This window comes from Bartonella sp. AC70YNML, assembly GCF_042196545.1.
Lineage (GTDB): Bacteria > Pseudomonadota > Alphaproteobacteria > Rhizobiales > Rhizobiaceae > Bartonella.
This window is the reverse complement of the sequence record NZ_JBHIQK010000001.1, coordinates 80,638-97,500: the sequence shown is the minus strand read 5'-3', so window position 1 is coordinate 97,500 and position 16,863 is coordinate 80,638. Positions and strand designations below refer to the sequence as shown.

Here is a 16,863-nt window from a genome sequence, read left to right as displayed (position 1 = left end):
ATAAAAAATTATTATAAATCAATATGTTGTATATATTCATTGTTTTGAGATTAATGACCATTGACAAATAATTTTGCACCATTTTCTCTCTTCCAGCTTTTCGTCAATCATCAATGAAAATTTTTTATAATGGAAAGTTCATTGATAATATAACTTTTGTATGTCATTATTTTACGCTTTAAAAAATATAAAAATAATGAAATGCAATTGAGTTATCAATTGCTTATTCTTTTCAATTTTTAATCATAAAAAAATCTTTTTATTCATTTTTCTTATAAAAAGAATTAGCTTTTTTCTGGTGATACAAGCGGAGAAATAAGGATTTTAGATATGTTTCTGCGTTCCATTTCAATCACTTTAAAGTGTAAACCGTCAGTTTCAAAACTTTCTCCCTCATTTGGTAAATGACCAAACTGCCAAAGCATAAAGCCTGCCAGAGTCGTATAACGATCTGCTTCATCCACAAGGTTACGCCCAAGATAACCACTTAAACGGCGGATATCAGCGTATCCCTCAACAAGAAGACTGCCATTTTCAAGTTGTTCTGCGATCATGAGTTCTTCATCGTCATCAGGAAAGTCTCCTGCAATAGCTTCAAGAATATCGGTTGGTGTTGCAATTCCTTCAAAAGATCCATGCTCATCAACAATAATTGCAAGCTGAATCGAAGAATGACGTAATTGCTCCATCAATCGTAAAACACTTGTGTTTTCATGAACAACGAGGGGTTCTCGCATAGCTTTTTTCCAATTAATCTTTTTTCCCTCAGCCAAATTCAAAAGAAGATCTTTTGTCAATGCAACGCCAACAAATTCATCCACTTTTTCACGCGCAAGAATTAAGCGGCTATGTTTAAACTTTTGTAATTCTTCACGCATTTCATTTTCATCAGCATTTAAATCTAACCACTCAATCTCATTACGCGGCGACATGATAGAGCGAACAGGGCGATCAGCTAAATCGAGAACACCACGAATCATTTCCTTTTCTTCTGGTCTAAACAACTCAGAAGCTGCGGCCTGTTCAGCAATAACATCTACAGTCTCAGCAAGGTGATTATCTTTGCTTCCTCCTCCTAAGAGCCTCAAAACAGCATCAGCTGTTCTACTGCGTAGATCATTCGTTTTAATCATTTTTTCACGGTTACGACGTCCAATTTGATTAAAAGCTTCGATGAGAACAGAAAAACCAATAGCAGCATACAAATACCCTTTTGGAATATGAAAACCAAATCCTTCAACAATGAGAGTAAAACCAATCATCATCAAAAAACCAAGACAAAGGATTACAATAGTGGGATGACGATTAATAAAACGCATAAGAGCACCAGATCCGCACATCATTACTCCCATAGCAGCTATGACTGCGATATACATAACTGCTGCCTGCTCTTTTGCAATCATACCTGTTGCGGTAATAATACTGTCTAGTGAAAAAACGGCATCCAGCACCACGACTTGGACGATTACTTGCCAAAAAACAGCATAACCAACACCTGTTTTTCTTTCATGTGATACTCCTTCTAACCTTTCATGTAATTCTAGCGTTCCCTTTGCGAGCAAAAAGGCTCCACCACCGATTAAAATAAAGCTATGCCAACTAAATACAAAAGATGAAAGTGAAAGAATTACCCTATCGAGTCTCATAACCCATCCAATAACGGTAAGAAGGAAAAGCCGCATAATTAATGCTAAAGTAAGACCTATAAAGCGTGCGCGGTCACGCAAATGCAGTGGCAATTTTTCAGCTAAAATTGCAATAAAGATAAGGTTATCTATTCCTAAAACAATTTCGAGAAAAACCAGCGTGATCAAACCAAACCACGCATGGGGATCAGTGATCCATTCCATCATTCCTTACCTTTTAGAAGCTTAAAAGCGCGCGATTGACAAAAAAAATTCATAGGCTTTTATTCGTATATTGGATCATGAACATTGAATGTAAAAAACTTATATTCAAAGAAAAAAACAGCACAATATTGCTTGAATGCATGTGATTGTTGATAAAACAAAATGATGCCCCATCCCGCTTACAACCACAAGAAGGTTCCTCTAATTTTCGCTCGGGCATTATGCTCGATAATCCTCTAACTATAGGTTCTGTATAACAATCAGAACATTTATTTATAAAGCTTCTTATAATGGGTTTATTTTTATATAAGATCAAGTGGTGAATATCATATTTTTAACCTTACAGACAATGAGTTTATATAACAAACAACAAAACATCTGGACATCTATCCTTAGGAGCGTTATAGAAACGCTCATTCTCGTCTTTTGAGAAGCTTATGGGTGATTAGCTCAGTCGGTAGAGCAGCTGACTCTTAATCAGCGGGTCGTGGGTTCGATCCCCTCATCACCCACCATTTTATTTTATACCGTAAATAACTTATTGATTGGGTAATTTTTTTAAGGTACGAGTTGCTAAATAAAATTGGGCAGTAGGATTTCCCCATATCTGTTTGTTTAAAAAAAGATTGTTGATATAGCTTAGTCATCGGTTTTTGTACTTTTTAGGGGTCTCAAAGAACTTTCAAAGGACATTTAAAGATTTTTTAATGCGTATTGTTTCTTTTTTTTAAGTTGCAATTGGTAAGGAGAAGCTTCTTACCGACAATTGTTTTATTTAAAGGAGTATAGAAATCAACAGTTTTCACTTCTTTTAATATAAATTGATTAAAATTTTTTTGGATTTTTAGCATATTGTTTAAAGAAAGAAGCAACTTTACACTTTAGTTGTGTCAGCAGCGTGGATATTTTTTGATAACTCTCCCGCTTAAACAAAAAACTTCTGTAATAATCATCAGTATTCCAAGAGGGTAAATAAAGATAAAATGAAGTATTTAGCTGGACATACAAGGAATAAAATTATATCAGTTTAATTGTTTAAAGCTAATACCTGTTAAACGAAAGACAATAAACTTTAATGAGGCTTAAAGTTTTAAAATATTAAGCTGTGTGGTTACGCTATGCTGCCTTTCCGTTAGCTAAACCTCTAAAAATATAAATATTAAGAAAGCTACTTAGATTCATTATAATATATTGATTTATAAAGAATTGATTATTCTTTGTTTGAAAAAACTTTACTATCATAAACTTCTTTTGTTTCAATCCCTCTTATAATAAATTAATTAAAATCATTCATTTGTACATCATAAATGGGATTATAAATGGGATTAACGTGTGGATAAAGACTATTGAAGAAAGGCATAAAAATAATTCTTATTAATGTTCTTAAGTGCTAAAAGTTATCATAACATTGGAAAAATAGTATAATGGTGCAGGCTTGATCTTTTATTAAGTATAAAGTTGATGGTGCAACAATAGCTTTACTATTATACCATTTACGGGTATTGTTGTGTAATGGAGAAGAGCGTTGAGAGAGGTTTCTTAAAAAAGATATGTAAACTGGCAACACGGTGGTGTTTTGTTCTTTTATAGGTACACAAAAAAGAAGTCATTGATAGCCTTTTATTTATTCCGGTGGTGTTTTGGGGGCTCTTTTCCAATATTGTCGCGCCTCAAAAATGACGACCACAAATAATGAAAGGATGAGCGGTATAATCAAATAAAACATTCTAAAGACAATAAGCGCTGCAATAACATCAGTTGGATTTATATTGGGCATGCCTGTTATGAAGAGAGCTTCAAGAACTCCTACTCCTCCTGCTGGAGCATTAGAGAGAAGAGTTATCGTAAAAGATGCTAGAAAAACACCAAGAACAGAGATAAAATGAATATCTGCGTTATGTGGGAGAACAGCATATATAATTCCTGCTGCTCCTAAAAGCTCTAGAGGGCTAATGAGAAGCTGTTGAATAACAATTTTCAGCCGTGGATAGGAAAGTTGAATTTTCTTACCCAAGCGTAAGGGTTTTAACTGAAGCCAGCTGCCAAACGTATAAAGTGCTATACAGCTGAGTAAAATTGCTCCAGCCGTTGTTCCGAGCCATTCAGGAAGTTCTTTATGAATGAGGGTGATAATTTCGGGTTGCAGCACCAAAACGATTCCCAAAAGCAAGATTGTGCCGATTACAAAAGTAAAAGAGCAAAAACCTACTAATATTGCGATTTCTGTTCCGTTTAATCCTTTCATTTTATAGGCGCGATAGCGTACAACGGCACCAGAAAAAACTGAAGCACCGATATTGTGTGAAAGAGCGTAGGTTGTAAATGAACATATAGCGATAAAAATCCAAGAAATTTTATGGCCTAGATGTTGCAAGGCAATTCGATCATATCCAGCAAGAGCAGCATAAGCTAGGAGAGAACATAAACAGGCTAATAACCAGTGCTGTGCATTTAAATTGTTCAAACGCTCCAATACATCTCCAAATGAAATGGCAGAGAGCTTCATGTAAAGAATTCGAATAGATACCAGCATTGCTAAGATACCAATCAATGGCCATATAAATTGCTTTATTTTCACGATTCTGTATCCATTTTATGTTTTCTGTAAATTTTCATGATTGAGCATATTCCTTACAGATCTTCGTTCTGTTATATACTCTATAATGCCATTGGCAATTTCTTCATCATCTGTTACTACAACATCAGCACCTAAATCAATGAGATATGTTGTTTCTGTATCGGATAATGCATGTGTGATTATCTGGATATCTTTCTTCATATCACGGATATTCACGATACATTCTCCTACTTCAATGGTACTTCGCATTGTAATAACAACTTTATGTGCATTATTTATATTTGCTGCGTTTATTATTTCTTGTTGAATGATATTGCCACAAATAGCCTCAAAGCCATCTGCAATCGCTTTATCAGAGAGGCGTTTTGATTCTTCTACGATCACTATAGGTTCACCTCTATTCATTAAAGATAATGCAACATACTTACCGATACGACCATAGCCAATAATTACGATATGGTTATTTTTTAAGGTCATCGGTAAAAAATCTTGGTCAGGATCTTGTGGATCAATATCAATAATTGTTTGGGTATTTTGTGAGGATACAGAATTTTTTTCTAGACGTTTTTTAATTTTATTACAGGCAATGAAAACAAGAGGGTTGAGCAAAATAGAAAAAATTGCTCCTCCAAGAATTAAATCATGAGCGTCATTGTTTAAAAGTCCTAAGCTTAAACTTAAACCAGCAAGGATAAAGGAAAATTCTCCGATTTGGGCAAGGCTTGCAGAAATAGTCAAAGCTGTTGCATTAGAATAGCGAAAAGCCTTGACGATGAAAAAGGTAACAGCAGATTTTCCGATTACGATAATGAATAAGGTTGCTAAGAGTGGGAAAAAATGAGTCAAGAGTTTCTCTGGGTCAAATAACATACCTACAGAAACAAAAAAGAGAACAGAAAAAGCATCGCGCAGTGGTAAAGATTCTTCCGCAGCACGGTGGCTTAATTCTGATTCGCTCATGACCATACCAGCAAAAAAAGCACCAAGAGAAAGAGAAACTCCAAATAAATGAGCGGCTCCGAAAGCTACTCCTAATGCAATAGCAAAGACGCTAAGACGAAATAATTCACGTGATCCCGATTGTGCGCTCATTTTTAAAAGCCATGGGATAACGCGTCGCCCAATGACAAGCATAAGTGCGATAAATACAATCACTTTCAGGATGGTGAGACCAAAAATACCCCAAATACTTAAATCTAACCATTGAACAAGAGGATCCAACGCTTCTTTTTTTGTATTGCTGAGGGCACTTGCCAAGGAAGGGATGAGGACAAGTATAAGGACCATTGCTAAATCCTCAATAATCAACCATCCAACGGCAATGCGTCCTTTTTCTGTTTCAATAAGATGACGCTCTTGCAAAGCACGTAGCAGGATAACGGTACTTGCTATGGATAAAGCAAGACCGAAGATCAAACTACCACTAAAGCCCCATCCCATAATCAGACCAAGGCACAAACCTAGAAAAGTAGAAAATGCCATTTGTGCAATAGCAGCGGGGACAGCAATAGCTTTGACAGATAAAAGGTCTTTTAATGAAAAGTGGAGCCCAACACCAAACATCAACAAAATAATACCAATTTCAGCAAGTTGATTAATGATGACGGAATCTATTTTAAATCCGCCTGTATTGGGTCCCACAATAACACCAGCTAACAAATAGCCTACAAGGGGTGAAATACGTAAACGGCTAGCAATCATTCCCAAGAGAAATGCTAAACATAAGCCTGCAACAATAGTTGTGATAAGTGGTGTGTCGTGGAGCATGGATTATTTACTACTCTTGATCAAAAAGCGAATGAATGAAAACGACTATATTTCTATGAGAAGAGAGGCGAGATGTACCATACGCATTAAAGGGCATTTTTATTTCACTTTGATATTTGCACGATTATTTCGCTCACGCCACCAATTTCCTAGCAGGAGCAAAATAGGAGCAGCAATAAAGATAGAGGATGATGTTGCAATAATAATCCCAAAGACCATGGGTAATGCAAAATTATGAACAGCACTTCCACCCCATATCGCCATGGGGAGCATCGCAAGAATTGTTGTGGCTGATGTAAAAAAACAACGTACAAGAACCTGATTAATTGACAGATCAATCAGCTCACGCAACGGCATTTTTTTAAAAAGACGCATATTTTCGCGCATCCTATCATAGACGACAACTTTATCATTTATAGAATATCCAACAATTGTTAAGAGCGCAGCAATGGCTGTTAAATTAAAATCAAATTGAAATAAAGCAAAAAAGCCAATCATTTTTGTGGTGTCTAGAATGAGTGTGACAATGGCTCCAATGGCAAAGAACCACTCAAAGCGTAACCATATATAGAGAGACATGGCAATAGCCGCAAGAATAACAGCAGTAAAAGCAGCTGTGGCAAGCTCGCCTGAAATTTTTGGACCAACAACTTCTATTTGATCGAATGTGGTATCGGGATAGATATTTTGTACAGCTGTTTTGACCTTATCAATGGCGGTGGTTTGTTGTGCTTCGCCACCGCTTTGTTTCTGCATGCGAATTAATACGGTATTTTCGTTATCAATATTTTGCAAGGTAACTTCACCAATATTAAGAGTAGAAAGCTTGGAACGCAGGGTTGCTAGATCTGCTGGTCCTTTCGTGGTAATACTCATTTGGCTGCCGCCAATGAAATCAATTCCGAAATTTAAGCCAGGCTTAAAAAAGAGAAAAACTGAAGCTATTGATAAAACAATTGAGACGCCAATACCAATGAAACGTGCTTTCATAAAGTGGAAAGTTGTGTTTTGTGGCATGATGTTGAAAGCAGAATGAATATGCAGTTTTTTAATTTTCCATTTACGAACGATCCAAATCATGATGATGCGCACAATGGTGATATTTGTAAACATGGAGATGATAATACCAAGCAACATTGTTACAGCAAAACCACGAACTGGGCCTGTGCCAAACCAAAATAGTAAAACAGTGGCTATAATGGCTGTAACATTTGCATCAACAATGGTTGCAAAAGCTTGTTTAAATCCACGATCTAGAGCTGCAAAAGCACTTACGCCTTTTCGACTTTCTTCGCGAATACGTTCATTGATGAGAATATTGGCATCAACGGCTATACCGATGCCTAAGATAATACCAGCAATACCGGGCAGCGTAAGCGTAGCTCCAAGGAGACTTAGTGCAGCAAATGTTAAAATCGTATGGAGGGCTAGTGCTATATTCGCAATGAGTCCCCAAATGCGATAGAGAAGAAAAATAAAAATTGCAACGAGAATAAAGCCAATTATGCCGGTATAAAGCCCCATTTGGATGGCATCAGCGCCAAGATTTGGACCTACGGTTCTTTCTTCAATGACGGTGAGTGGTGCGGGGAGGGAACCAGCGCGGAGCAGAGCAGCCAGAGTTGAGGCTTCTTTGGGGTCAAAGTTTCCTGTAATTTGACCTTGTCCATTGGGAATAACACTATTGATGGTAGGAGCGGTTAAAACCTTATTATCAAGAACAATGGCAAAAGGACGGTTAATATTTTGTCGTGTTATATCGGCAAATATTTTTGCACCAGCCGAATCTAGAGTAAATGAAATCATAGAACGTCCTGGCAATTGTGGATCAAAACCAGCACGGGCATCTTTCAGGACATTTCCATCTAAAGCAATTTGATCATAAATTGCATAGCGTTGCGTTTCATCAGTATATCCAGGAAGAATTGAAACACCTATCGGTGGATTATTGGGATCCACGTTAGAAGGAACAAGATGAAAACTCATTTTGGCAGTTGTTCCTAAAAGATCACGTAATTGTTTTGGATCTTGTAGTCCAGGCAATTGGACCATAATACGGTCATTTCCGACCTTTTGGATGGCTGGTTCTGAAACACCAACTTGATCTATACGGCGCCGGATGATTTCTAAGCTTTGTTCAATAGCATTGCTTATACGGTCTTTTATACCAGCTTCTGTTAATGTGACGCGGAGAGTTTCATTTTGAGTACTGATCGTGATGTTATGTTCTGTTGTGCCAAAGCTACTGTGTATGGGGGTTATTAATGTTTTCAAAGCAGAGAGTGCTTTTTCAGTTTGCGATGGGTCAGAAATAAGGGCAATAACGCTATCTTCAACGATACGCACACTTGAGGTGCGGATTTGTTTTTCACGCAATACATTGCGCACATTGCTTAAAACGATGTGTAATTGATCGCGTTTTAACGTTTTGCTATCAACCTCGAGCAGAAGAGAAGAGCCTCCTTGAAGATCAAGACCAAGTGCCACACGGGTATTGGGTAAAAATTTCGAGTTGTTAACTTGTTCGTGTGAAAATAAATTGGGTAAGGCAACATAAATGCTGCTTAAAAGAATAAAACAATAAAGGGTAGTTAACCAACCAGGTGTACGCATGATATATTCCGTAAATAGGCAATCTAACAGTTATTCAAAGTTAAAAGCACAATTAAAATAAGATGATCGTTTTTATATTCAAGGAAGAGAATTAAGTGTGTTCATTGGGAGGAGCGCGTTTATTTGAGAAATATTGTGTTTTAACGTTACGAAATCGTGTGTCAACAGCTGGAATCTTTATTAAAAAGAAATCCAATGTTAGGATTTTTTGAAAGGTCCTGATAAAAATAGATTCTGTATGAAGTGTTACAAGTTTTTTGTTTTCAGTTGTGGTAACATTCACCTGATCACACTTATGATGTAAATCAAATCTATTCGTTTTAATGACATTATTGGTGTGCGATTGTTTGATTAAATAAGCACGCGTTTCTAGGTTGTTCGTCAAGAATACACCTAAACTGGATAGAAAAATCCAGGTTGTCAAAGGAAGAAAATCTTCTTTTTTGCAATAAAGGTGCAAAAAAAACATGCTAGAGTGCCTTCTTTAATCTTATTGAGTTCAGCTTATTTATCATTCTTTTATCTTATTATCAGTATTATAGGATAAGGGAAAGCTTTTATAAGATTATTCTATAAAAGTTGAAAATATCTACTTTATACCATATTTAAAAAAGAAAAATAAAATCCCTTTTGTATTAATAAGGTAGATATGTATTCATTTTGTAGAAAAAGCATCCTCATACTTTTCCTTCTTTTGGGGATTATCTTTGTATTTAATTCTGGTGCATGGGGGAATAGGGGGGCACAAAATACAATTGTCGAACAAACGATAGATTCTTATTCAGTTGATGAAATTATTAAACAACAACAGTTGATTATTGAGACTCTTGAAGAAAATACTGAAACTTTAAAAAGAGATTTTGACAGAAAGCCAGAAGATGAGCGTGCTTTAGAAGAATTACGGTTACGTGCACAAGATATCAGTGAACGTGCTATTGAGGCAGCATTTGTTTTGCGTCCTCCTCTTAATGAGATTAATACACTTCTTGATCAATTAATGGAGCTCCATCGTGACATAAAAAAACTGAAAAGCTCAGTGAAGGAATATTCCTATTTGATAGAGCAAAAAGCTAAAATTAACAGTATCATGCTTCGTTTTGAAGCAATTTTCTTAGCGGCAAATAGAATAGCGGAACTTTCTATTTCTCAATCTCGGGAGCTTTTTAAACGCACGCTTACGTATAGGCTTGAGTTTTCGATTCCGATGGTTAAACATCTCGCCCAAAAAACAAAAGAGGCTTCATCAGATTTTCTTGTTTTGTTAAATTCTTGGTGGAATTTTATATTTTACTTCAAGTTTTTACAACTAGTTCTTTGCTTTTTAATTCCACTTTTTATTACTTTAGGACTTTCGTATTTTTCTCAAAAAGTTCTTGTTCATGTGTATTGCCACTTTACGAAGTCTAATGAGGAAATATCTTATTTACAACGCTTATTGATCGCCTTTATTTCAGTTCTTTTACCTTCACTTATCTGTATTCTTTGCGTTTATCTTGTGTTGTTTTTGTTTCGTAGTTTTAACTTAGATCCAGGTAAGCTTACAACAGTTTTTGATATGATAGGTTGTCAAATTATTTTATTATTTTTAATCAATCGATTAGCTGTTGTTCTTCTATCATCGAATCGGCCCCATGTGCGTCTTCTCAGTATTGCACCATCGTCTGCTTATCAATTAGTGATTTTACTCACTTCTTTAGGGGGTATTTTGGCATTTGACGCTGTTCTTGATAGTATTTATCAAATCATTTCAGCGCCTCTATCTTTGACAATTGCTAAAAGTTTTATTGCTGTTTTTCTTGTAGCGATATTGCTATTTATAATATCATTTGTACCTTTGCGGTTTAGACCTAGGCGTGTTCAAGAAGAAAAAAAAGAGCCATACTTTTGGCCATTTTATATACGCATTCCTCTTATTGGCTTGGGGTTACTGCTCTTTGTATTGAATTTTTTAGGTTATGTTGGACTTGCGCGTTTTATTACGCAGCAAATTATGATTGATGGAGCATTTTTAGTTCTCATGTATTTAGGAATACAAAGTGCTCAAGCACTTGGAACTAAAGACCAATTTATGAAAACAACGGTTGGTCATCTTTTGATGCAGAGGTTTCATTTAGAAGAAAAAACAATGAATCAATTGGGAATTTTTGTGGGCGTTTTTCTCAATTTATTTGTTGTTATATTTTGTGCAATGCCCATTGCTGTACAGTTTGGATTTTCCTATTCTGATTTAAAAGCAGTTTTGTGGCAATCGGTGACCGGTTTTCAGATTGGAAATATTAGTCTTTCTTTGATTTCTCTTGTAACAGGAATTATTTCTTTTTGTGTTTGCTGGTTTCTTATTCGAAGATTTATTGGTTGGTTAGATAATGTGGTGTTGGTTCATGGAGAGTTCGATTCTGGTATACGTAATTCTATCAAAACAGTGATAAGTTATGGAGGCGTTGTTGTATCTGCTTTGACCGGATTATCAATGGCAGGTTTGGATCTTAGAAATTTCGCTCTTATTGCTGGAGGACTTTCACTTGGTATAGGTTTTGGTTTACAGAATATTGTCCAAAACTTTGTCTCTGGACTTATTATTTTAGTTGGAAGACCATTTAAAATAGGAGACTATATAGAATCTGGATCAGTAGGGGGCGTTGTTAAGCGTATTAGTGTGCGTGCAACGGAACTTGAGACCATTCAGCGTAAGACGATTATTATTCCCAATTCAAGCCTTATTAATAACAACGTTAGTAATTGGACACGACGTAATAAAGTAGGACGAATTGATGTACCAGTTACTGTATCATCTAAGGTTGCTCCAGAGCATGTTGCTGAAATTTTATTAGAGATTGCTTCTACGACAGAAGGCGTTTTAAAAAATCCTATCCCACAGGTGAGTTTTACAGCATTTGATCGTAAGAGTTTTTCCTTTAATTTGGCTATTTATGTGCCTAATATTACCTCATCTTCTCATGTAACCAATGCTCTTCGATTTAGCCTATATAAGCGTTTTGCTGAGGAAGGAATCTTAGAATGCTGAAATATACTTATATTTTTACTACAGTTATTCTATTAAGTATTTTTACCATAACAGCTTTTGCTGCAACAGTGAAAAATACTGATTTAAAGATACACTCTCTCATTATTGTTGAAGGAAGTGTACCTTTAAAAATTTCTTTAAATACGCATCAAACAATTACAATTTGTATGAAAGGATGTTTTATAACTTTTCCTAATAAAGACCGTTTTGCAATAAAAGCAGATGATAATATAGAAATCAGTAGGGGAAGAGCAATTTTTAAATAAAGTGATTGAGGACTTTTTTGAGATAATCTCTAGAAAGATAACGATATTGCGCCTGTTAATAATCTCATACTTTAAAAGTAGTATTATGATTTCAGTGTAAGATAGATGTAGTTTTTTATATACATAGAATCTACTTATATGTAAGCATATAGAGGTATTTTTATACTATTTTATATTTATAATATTTTTAATTAAATATCAATGTGCTAACAATAATTACATCATTTCAGAATTTTTTCATGAAAAAATGCTTTGAAATATTCTATTTTATGATTTTTTATGCGGTAATTTGGATAAAAAATGTGTTATATTTTCTCATTTTTAAAAATATAATAGACATTTTTATTAAAGATTTGTCATTTAAAGTATTCATTATTATACTATTTTAATAGTTATTAAAATTTATTTGATAAAATTCAATTTTGATGTAATGATGTATTTAGTAGTGGTATATTTAAATGTAAATGTAAAGGAGTGCATGCGGTTTTTTGGTATAAAATTTTATAAAACTTTGTTTTTCTAAATGTGATTTTTAATTATATTTAAATTTAGCAATGGGGTATAATTTTATGAATACAAAATTTATAACAGCATCTGTTTTTTCTTTGGTTTCATCTTCTATAGTACAGGCTGCAGATGTCGTAGTTCCTGAAGAGTCTGTACATGTTGCTTCAGAAGTTGCTTCTTCTTCACTTTTTTCTTGGTCAGGTTTTTATTTTGGGGGGCAAGTTGGAGGCTTTTCAAGTAAAATTTCTGCAAAAACGCCTTATGTTGATATTCCTCTCTATCCTGATGAGGAGAGTAAAAGTAAATCATGGATACCCATCGAGAAACAGCATATGCCCGATCTTTCTGGGTTTATAGGTGGTTTTTATGCGGGTGTTAATTTTGATCTCGGTAATAATTTTATTATGGGGATTGATACGGATATCATTTTAACGGAAAAAAAAGACACAAAAACAAGATTTCATGCAGATGAATCGAGTGCTGGTGGTTCGAGTCCTGAAGGAACTCATACTGGTACTGGAACTGATGCTGGTACTGAAGAAAATGGTAAAAAGAAAGAAAGTTATAAAAGGGCACAGTTTGACAAAGGGCAGGGGACTAGCTTTTCTCGCTCTGGTACAGAGACTATAGAAGAAAAGAATAGCTTAACTTTTAATCATACTTTTAAACAAAAATGGACTGGAGCCACAAGGGTGCGTGTTGGGTTTTCTGCTCATCGTGTGATGCCTTATATTGCTGGTGGTGTCGCTTATGGACAATTTCAAGATGTTTTGTCGACAGTCATTACGGGATCTGAGCTTTTTAACAGGACATCGGATGCTACAAAAATGATGATTGGTTACACTCTGGGTGGTGGTGTTGATTTTGCAATGACAGATAATCTTGTTTTACGTGCGGAATATCGTTACTCAGATTTTGGTAAAAAGAAATTTAAAGACGAGATTGAAGTTAAGTATAAGACGAATGATTTTCGCGCAGGAATAGCTTACAAATTCTAGTTTTATAGGATAAAGAAGCTTAAATTTAAAAGGTCCTATCTCTTTGATAGGGTCTTTATTTTTTTAAATTGTATGCATTGTAAACACTATTTTATGGTGAAAAAAGGGAGCATTGACTTTAAGTGAGGATGAGGAAGTAAGGAAGAGTTACTCAGATTCTTAACTGTTAAGAATAAAAAATTTTTAGTTTACGAGGTGTGGTTGAAACATTTGTTAGCCAAGAAGGATTGCTTCGTCTTTCATATTATTACAGTTATCATATTCATAGTATCGTTATAGAATTGCAAACAGTAAATTTAAAGAGAGTTTTTACTATCTAAGTAATGAGAAAATAAAGAAAATTCATATAGAGTGATGTGGACGGCGTGCACGTTTGTGCACCAATTTTTTTTCCTTAGAATTCTCTATAATATCACCTGATAGCGCAGTTTATCTTTTTTCTATTTAATAATTAATTGTTTTTATTTTTTTATTAAATTGCTTTTTATATATAATCTTGGCACCAGATGAAAGTGCTCCAAGCGCAATTCAAAAGGTGGTTTGCAGAATAAAAACACGTGATAGACTGTCTGTCTTATCTGTAAAAATCTATCTAAAGGCAAATATGCTGACAGAGCTGGTTTATGGCTTATCAAAACTACACCAGATCAAGGATGATGGGTTTTTAGGTTTGACCTCAATAAAAGACGATGAGAAATGGGATTAGGCTCTTGTCGCAATGTATCTTTAAAAGAAGCACTGTTCAAAGCTTTAGCCTGTCGTGATCTTTTAGATCAAAGAATTGATCCAATTCGGCGAAAAAAAAAGAAAATTTGCGTCGGGCAGGTGGGTATTTCTTTACGAGAAAATGCCTCTAGTACTTTTGAAGCGAAAAAAACGAATTGAAAAATCAAGGAAAAGCAGCAAGCTGGTTAACACCTCTTGAGTTACATGTTTTTCTTAAACTTGGTGATACGCTAATCATTGAACTGACGCAAATTGATATAAAAGGATGCATTTCTCCCATTTGGAAGACAAAAAACGAAACAGCAAGTAAAGCTCTATCCCGCTTGAATATAGCTATAAAACATGCGGCGGCACTTGGTATAGATGTGGATATGCAATTGATACCAAAAGCAAAAGCTTTATTAGGAAAGTTATTCAAAATACCCAAAATATTCCAGCAATGCTATGGAAAGAAATGTCTAAGTTTTTTCAATCTTAAAATGATGAGCTTGTATCACATCTAGCCTTAAAAATTCTTATTTTGACGGTTTTTTGTTTTATGCCAATCAGGCATATTCGATCAGAAGAGATTTATGGACCAATATGGATTATCCTAAAAGAAAATATGAAGAGAATTGTTGGAAAGGTTTCTGATTTTCATGTCCCGCTTACAGCTGAAGCGCTTGTTATTATTGAAAAAGCAAAAAAATGGTTTTTTATTTGTTGAGAGTTTTGGAAAGCCTATATCTGATGTAGCACTTTCTAAATTTATGAAAGACAAAGGTTTTAATTATAGACTTCATGGTTTCAGATCGATTCTGCGGGACTGTATAGCAGAGACAACGTCAACACCATTTGAAGTTGCAGAATCTGTTCTTGCGTATTCAGTTAGGAATTCTGTGACAAAGGCTTACATGCGGACGGATTTTTTAGAATAGCGCCGTGTCCTCTTAGAACAATGGGCGTCTTTTATATCTGGAGGGGCTTGATAATTGTTATGTCTATTGTCGCGTCAGATGTCTAAGAAACACTTAAGCGATTAGCGGATAGATTACGATATAATCTCTCTTTCCTTGCTTTAAAAGCGGGGAGGGGGTAAAGCTTTCAGTTTTTGGTTAGCCACTGTTTTATAATGTGCAATGACATTATCTATCACCTCCATGAGACGAGCAAAATTAAGAAACCATTTTCTAAAGAATTTCGCGCGTCTCAGAGTATGTTTAGAGTCGGATATTTGGTTTTTGTGTAAAAATACTTACCAATGCGTCCATAATACGTGAAAAATCAAGTGCTAATAAGAGTATAATGAGTACAATCCATTTCGTATAACGTGACATCACTTTTATACTTTTGTAGGTCATGATAATTTCTTGAAGTATTTCTTTTTCTCCTTCTGTAAGTTCTATATCGTCTTGTGTTCTTTTCCTAGCCATGTTTCCACCCACACACACGTTCGCCCTGCTTGTTATGCTTTAAGATCTCTCTTGCTAAATTGGAACTGATGACGTTGACATCTTGCCTCTCTAAATAAATTGGCAACCAACCAACACAAGAGATATACTTATTTGTCGCGCAACCAATCAGAGAGAGCAGCACGCACATCAGCATCACTTTTTTGATTAACTTCACTTTCCACCTCCAGACGTGTTGTTGCTGCCTTTAAGGTTTTTTCTGTTTGCTTTTGCTGTTCTGCCTTTTTTCCAAGGGTAAAAGCTATTGCCAAAGCCATAAAAAAAGCGGCTAAAGCCGCGCCTATTAACAGCAGATTTCTTTTCATCCATAAGATCATAGGCGGTGTTCCTGAAAACGTTTAGCAACAAAGAAAATGCCAGCACATGCGGCTAAAACCATGATAGTGGCAAGCGCCCATTGGACTGGACCATTTCCTGCCAATAAACCACCAAGCCCTGAAAAAGAACCAATAACTGGTGCAAGGGCTTCGGCTTTGAAACCCCCCGTTGGTGCTTGCGTTTCTACGGTTTGGTAGTTAGAGGAAACAAAAGCACCTTTCGCCCATAAGCCTGCTTCTGCTGCACGCCGATGTACAAGACCTTGCAAGCGTTTACCACCGGCTTTGGTCCATTTCTGTAATTCGGTTGGGATTGCTTCATAATCGCCACTATTGAGTTTTTTTAATAGGGTCGAATTGCAAAAAGCTGTTGTCCCTACATTATAGCAAAAGGAGACTAACGCCGCGAATTGTTCATCCGTTAAGGAAACTTGAACGGTTTGTTCAACGGCATTTTCAAATTGTCTTAAGTCTTGGCAAAGAAGTTCTTCTGCGTGTTTTTCAGTGATTGCCATACCTTTATGAACAAAAGGTTTTCCAGCATTGTTTGTATGTCCATAACCAATGGTCCACACTCCAATGGCATCTTTATAGGCATTGAGACGTAAACCTTCCCATTGTTTAATCAGTGCTAACCCTTCTGGTGATATTGTTCTCATGTATTGCTCCTATAAAAAAGCCCCACAAAAGGTGGGGCAGATTGATAGATTAAAATTGTAATTATTGCGTTTTATTAAAAGTAGTGTTTCATGTAACTTTTTTCTA

General features: G+C 35.5%; 15 protein-coding genes and 1 tRNA gene. 7 read left to right on the top strand and 9 right to left on the bottom strand.

Annotated elements, in window-relative coordinates; genetic code table 11:
• Positions 1–284: 284 nt before the first annotated feature.
• Entirely contained in the window at positions 285–1,853 is a 1,569-nt protein-coding gene (locus tag ACFIMU_RS00550; RefSeq protein ID WP_375607186.1) for a TerC family protein, read from the bottom strand.
• A 436-nt stretch (positions 1,854–2,289) separates the two neighbouring features.
• Here ACFIMU_RS00550 and ACFIMU_RS00545 point away from each other — a divergent pair.
• Positions 2,290–2,365, top strand: a tRNA-Lys gene (locus tag ACFIMU_RS00545).
• Positions 2,366–3,474: 1,109 nt separating this feature from the next.
• Here ACFIMU_RS00545 and ACFIMU_RS00540 read toward each other — a convergent pair.
• From ACFIMU_RS00540 to ACFIMU_RS00525, 4 genes are all read right to left on the bottom strand, one after another.
• Entirely contained in the window at positions 3,475–4,428 is a 954-nt protein-coding gene (locus tag ACFIMU_RS00540; RefSeq protein WP_375607185.1) for a YbhN family protein, read from the bottom strand.
• Positions 4,429–4,443: 15 nt separating this feature from the next.
• On the bottom strand, positions 4,444–6,195 hold the full coding sequence (gene ybaL, locus ACFIMU_RS00535; RefSeq protein WP_375607184.1) for a YbaL family putative K(+) efflux transporter: 1,752 nt from the start codon (positions 6,193–6,195) through the stop codon (positions 4,444–4,446).
• Positions 6,196–6,294: 99 nt separating this feature from the next.
• Positions 6,295–8,808, bottom strand: a complete 2,514-nt coding sequence (secD, locus tag ACFIMU_RS00530) for a protein translocase subunit SecD (protein ID WP_375607183.1) — start codon at positions 8,806–8,808, stop codon at positions 6,295–6,297.
• A gap of 91 nt (positions 8,809–8,899) precedes the next feature.
• Entirely contained in the window at positions 8,900–9,277 is a 378-nt protein-coding gene (locus ACFIMU_RS00525) for a hypothetical protein (protein ID WP_375610650.1), read from the bottom strand.
• A 180-nt stretch (positions 9,278–9,457) separates the two neighbouring features.
• On the opposite strand from ACFIMU_RS00525, the gene ACFIMU_RS00520 reads away from it, so the two are divergent.
• From ACFIMU_RS00520 to ACFIMU_RS00495, 6 genes are all read left to right on the top strand, one after another.
• Entirely contained in the window at positions 9,458–11,833 is a 2,376-nt protein-coding gene (locus ACFIMU_RS00520) for a mechanosensitive ion channel domain-containing protein (protein WP_375696734.1), read from the top strand.
• Positions 11,827–12,099, top strand: a complete 273-nt coding sequence (locus tag ACFIMU_RS00515) for a hypothetical protein (RefSeq protein ID WP_375607180.1) — start codon at positions 11,827–11,829, stop codon at positions 12,097–12,099. Before ACFIMU_RS00520 ends, ACFIMU_RS00515 begins: the two co-directional genes overlap by 7 nt.
• Positions 12,100–12,668: 569 nt before the next feature.
• Entirely contained in the window at positions 12,669–13,604 is a 936-nt protein-coding gene (locus tag ACFIMU_RS00510) for an outer membrane protein (RefSeq protein ID WP_375696733.1), read from the top strand.
• 696 nt (positions 13,605–14,300) lie between these two features.
• Complete coding sequence (locus tag ACFIMU_RS00505) at positions 14,301–14,489, top strand: hypothetical protein (protein WP_375687618.1); 189 nt, start codon at positions 14,301–14,303, stop codon at positions 14,487–14,489.
• Complete coding sequence (locus ACFIMU_RS00500; RefSeq protein ID WP_375695861.1) at positions 14,486–14,833, top strand: phage integrase central domain-containing protein; 348 nt, start codon at positions 14,486–14,488, stop codon at positions 14,831–14,833. Before ACFIMU_RS00505 ends, ACFIMU_RS00500 begins: the two co-directional genes overlap by 4 nt.
• A gap of 135 nt (positions 14,834–14,968) precedes the next feature.
• Positions 14,969–15,247, top strand: coding sequence for a hypothetical protein (locus ACFIMU_RS00495; RefSeq protein WP_375686671.1), 279 nt, complete (start codon positions 14,969–14,971; stop codon positions 15,245–15,247).
• Positions 15,248–15,529: 282 nt separating this feature from the next.
• On the opposite strand, the gene ACFIMU_RS00490 is transcribed toward ACFIMU_RS00495, so the two are convergent.
• Genes ACFIMU_RS00490 through ACFIMU_RS00475 form a run of 4 tightly spaced genes read right to left on the bottom strand, consistent with a single transcriptional unit; the run spans position 15,530 to position 16,757 of the window.
• Positions 15,530–15,742, bottom strand: coding sequence for a hypothetical protein (locus ACFIMU_RS00490; RefSeq protein ID WP_375607123.1), 213 nt, complete (start codon positions 15,740–15,742; stop codon positions 15,530–15,532).
• On the bottom strand, positions 15,735–15,938 hold the full coding sequence (locus ACFIMU_RS00485) for a hypothetical protein (RefSeq protein ID WP_375686672.1): 204 nt from the start codon (positions 15,936–15,938) through the stop codon (positions 15,735–15,737). The genes ACFIMU_RS00490 and ACFIMU_RS00485 overlap by 8 nt, the downstream gene beginning before the upstream one ends.
• Positions 15,871–16,098: a hypothetical protein gene (locus ACFIMU_RS00480; RefSeq protein WP_375696732.1), complete on the bottom strand. Its 228-nt coding sequence runs from the start codon at positions 16,096–16,098 to the stop codon at positions 15,871–15,873. Before ACFIMU_RS00480 ends, ACFIMU_RS00485 begins: the two co-directional genes overlap by 68 nt.
• Positions 16,095–16,757, bottom strand: coding sequence for a lysozyme (locus tag ACFIMU_RS00475; RefSeq protein WP_375696731.1), 663 nt, complete (start codon positions 16,755–16,757; stop codon positions 16,095–16,097). Before ACFIMU_RS00475 ends, ACFIMU_RS00480 begins: the two co-directional genes overlap by 4 nt.
• Positions 16,758–16,863: the final 106 nt, after the last annotated feature.

Bases quoted from the DNA above. Each gene is read 5' to 3' on its own strand.
- ACFIMU_RS00525 (WP_375610650.1), bottom strand. From the start codon at position 9,277: ATGTTTTTTTTGCACCTTTATTGCAAAAAAGAAGATTTTCTTCCTTTG.
- ACFIMU_RS00505 (WP_375687618.1), top strand. From the start codon at position 14,301: ATGGGATTAGGCTCTTGTCGCAATGTATCTTTAAAAGAAGCACTGTTC.
- secD (WP_375607183.1), bottom strand. From the start codon at position 8,808: ATGCGTACACCTGGTTGGTTAACTACCCTTTATTGTTTTATTCTTTTA.
- ACFIMU_RS00520 (WP_375696734.1), top strand. From the start codon at position 9,458: ATGTATTCATTTTGTAGAAAAAGCATCCTCATACTTTTCCTTCTTTTG.
- ACFIMU_RS00510 (WP_375696733.1), top strand. From the start codon at position 12,669: ATGAATACAAAATTTATAACAGCATCTGTTTTTTCTTTGGTTTCATCT.
- ybaL (WP_375607184.1), bottom strand. From the start codon at position 6,195: ATGCTCCACGACACACCACTTATCACAACTATTGTTGCAGGCTTATGT.
- ACFIMU_RS00495 (WP_375686671.1), top strand. From the start codon at position 14,969: ATGTCCCGCTTACAGCTGAAGCGCTTGTTATTATTGAAAAAGCAAAAA.
- ACFIMU_RS00475 (WP_375696731.1), bottom strand. From the start codon at position 16,757: ATGAGAACAATATCACCAGAAGGGTTAGCACTGATTAAACAATGGGAA.
- ACFIMU_RS00550 (WP_375607186.1), bottom strand. From the start codon at position 1,853: ATGATGGAATGGATCACTGATCCCCATGCGTGGTTTGGTTTGATCACG.
- ACFIMU_RS00480 (WP_375696732.1), bottom strand. From the start codon at position 16,098: ATGATCTTATGGATGAAAAGAAATCTGCTGTTAATAGGCGCGGCTTTA.
- ACFIMU_RS00515 (WP_375607180.1), top strand. From the start codon at position 11,827: ATGCTGAAATATACTTATATTTTTACTACAGTTATTCTATTAAGTATT.
- ACFIMU_RS00490 (WP_375607123.1), bottom strand. From the start codon at position 15,742: ATGGCTAGGAAAAGAACACAAGACGATATAGAACTTACAGAAGGAGAA.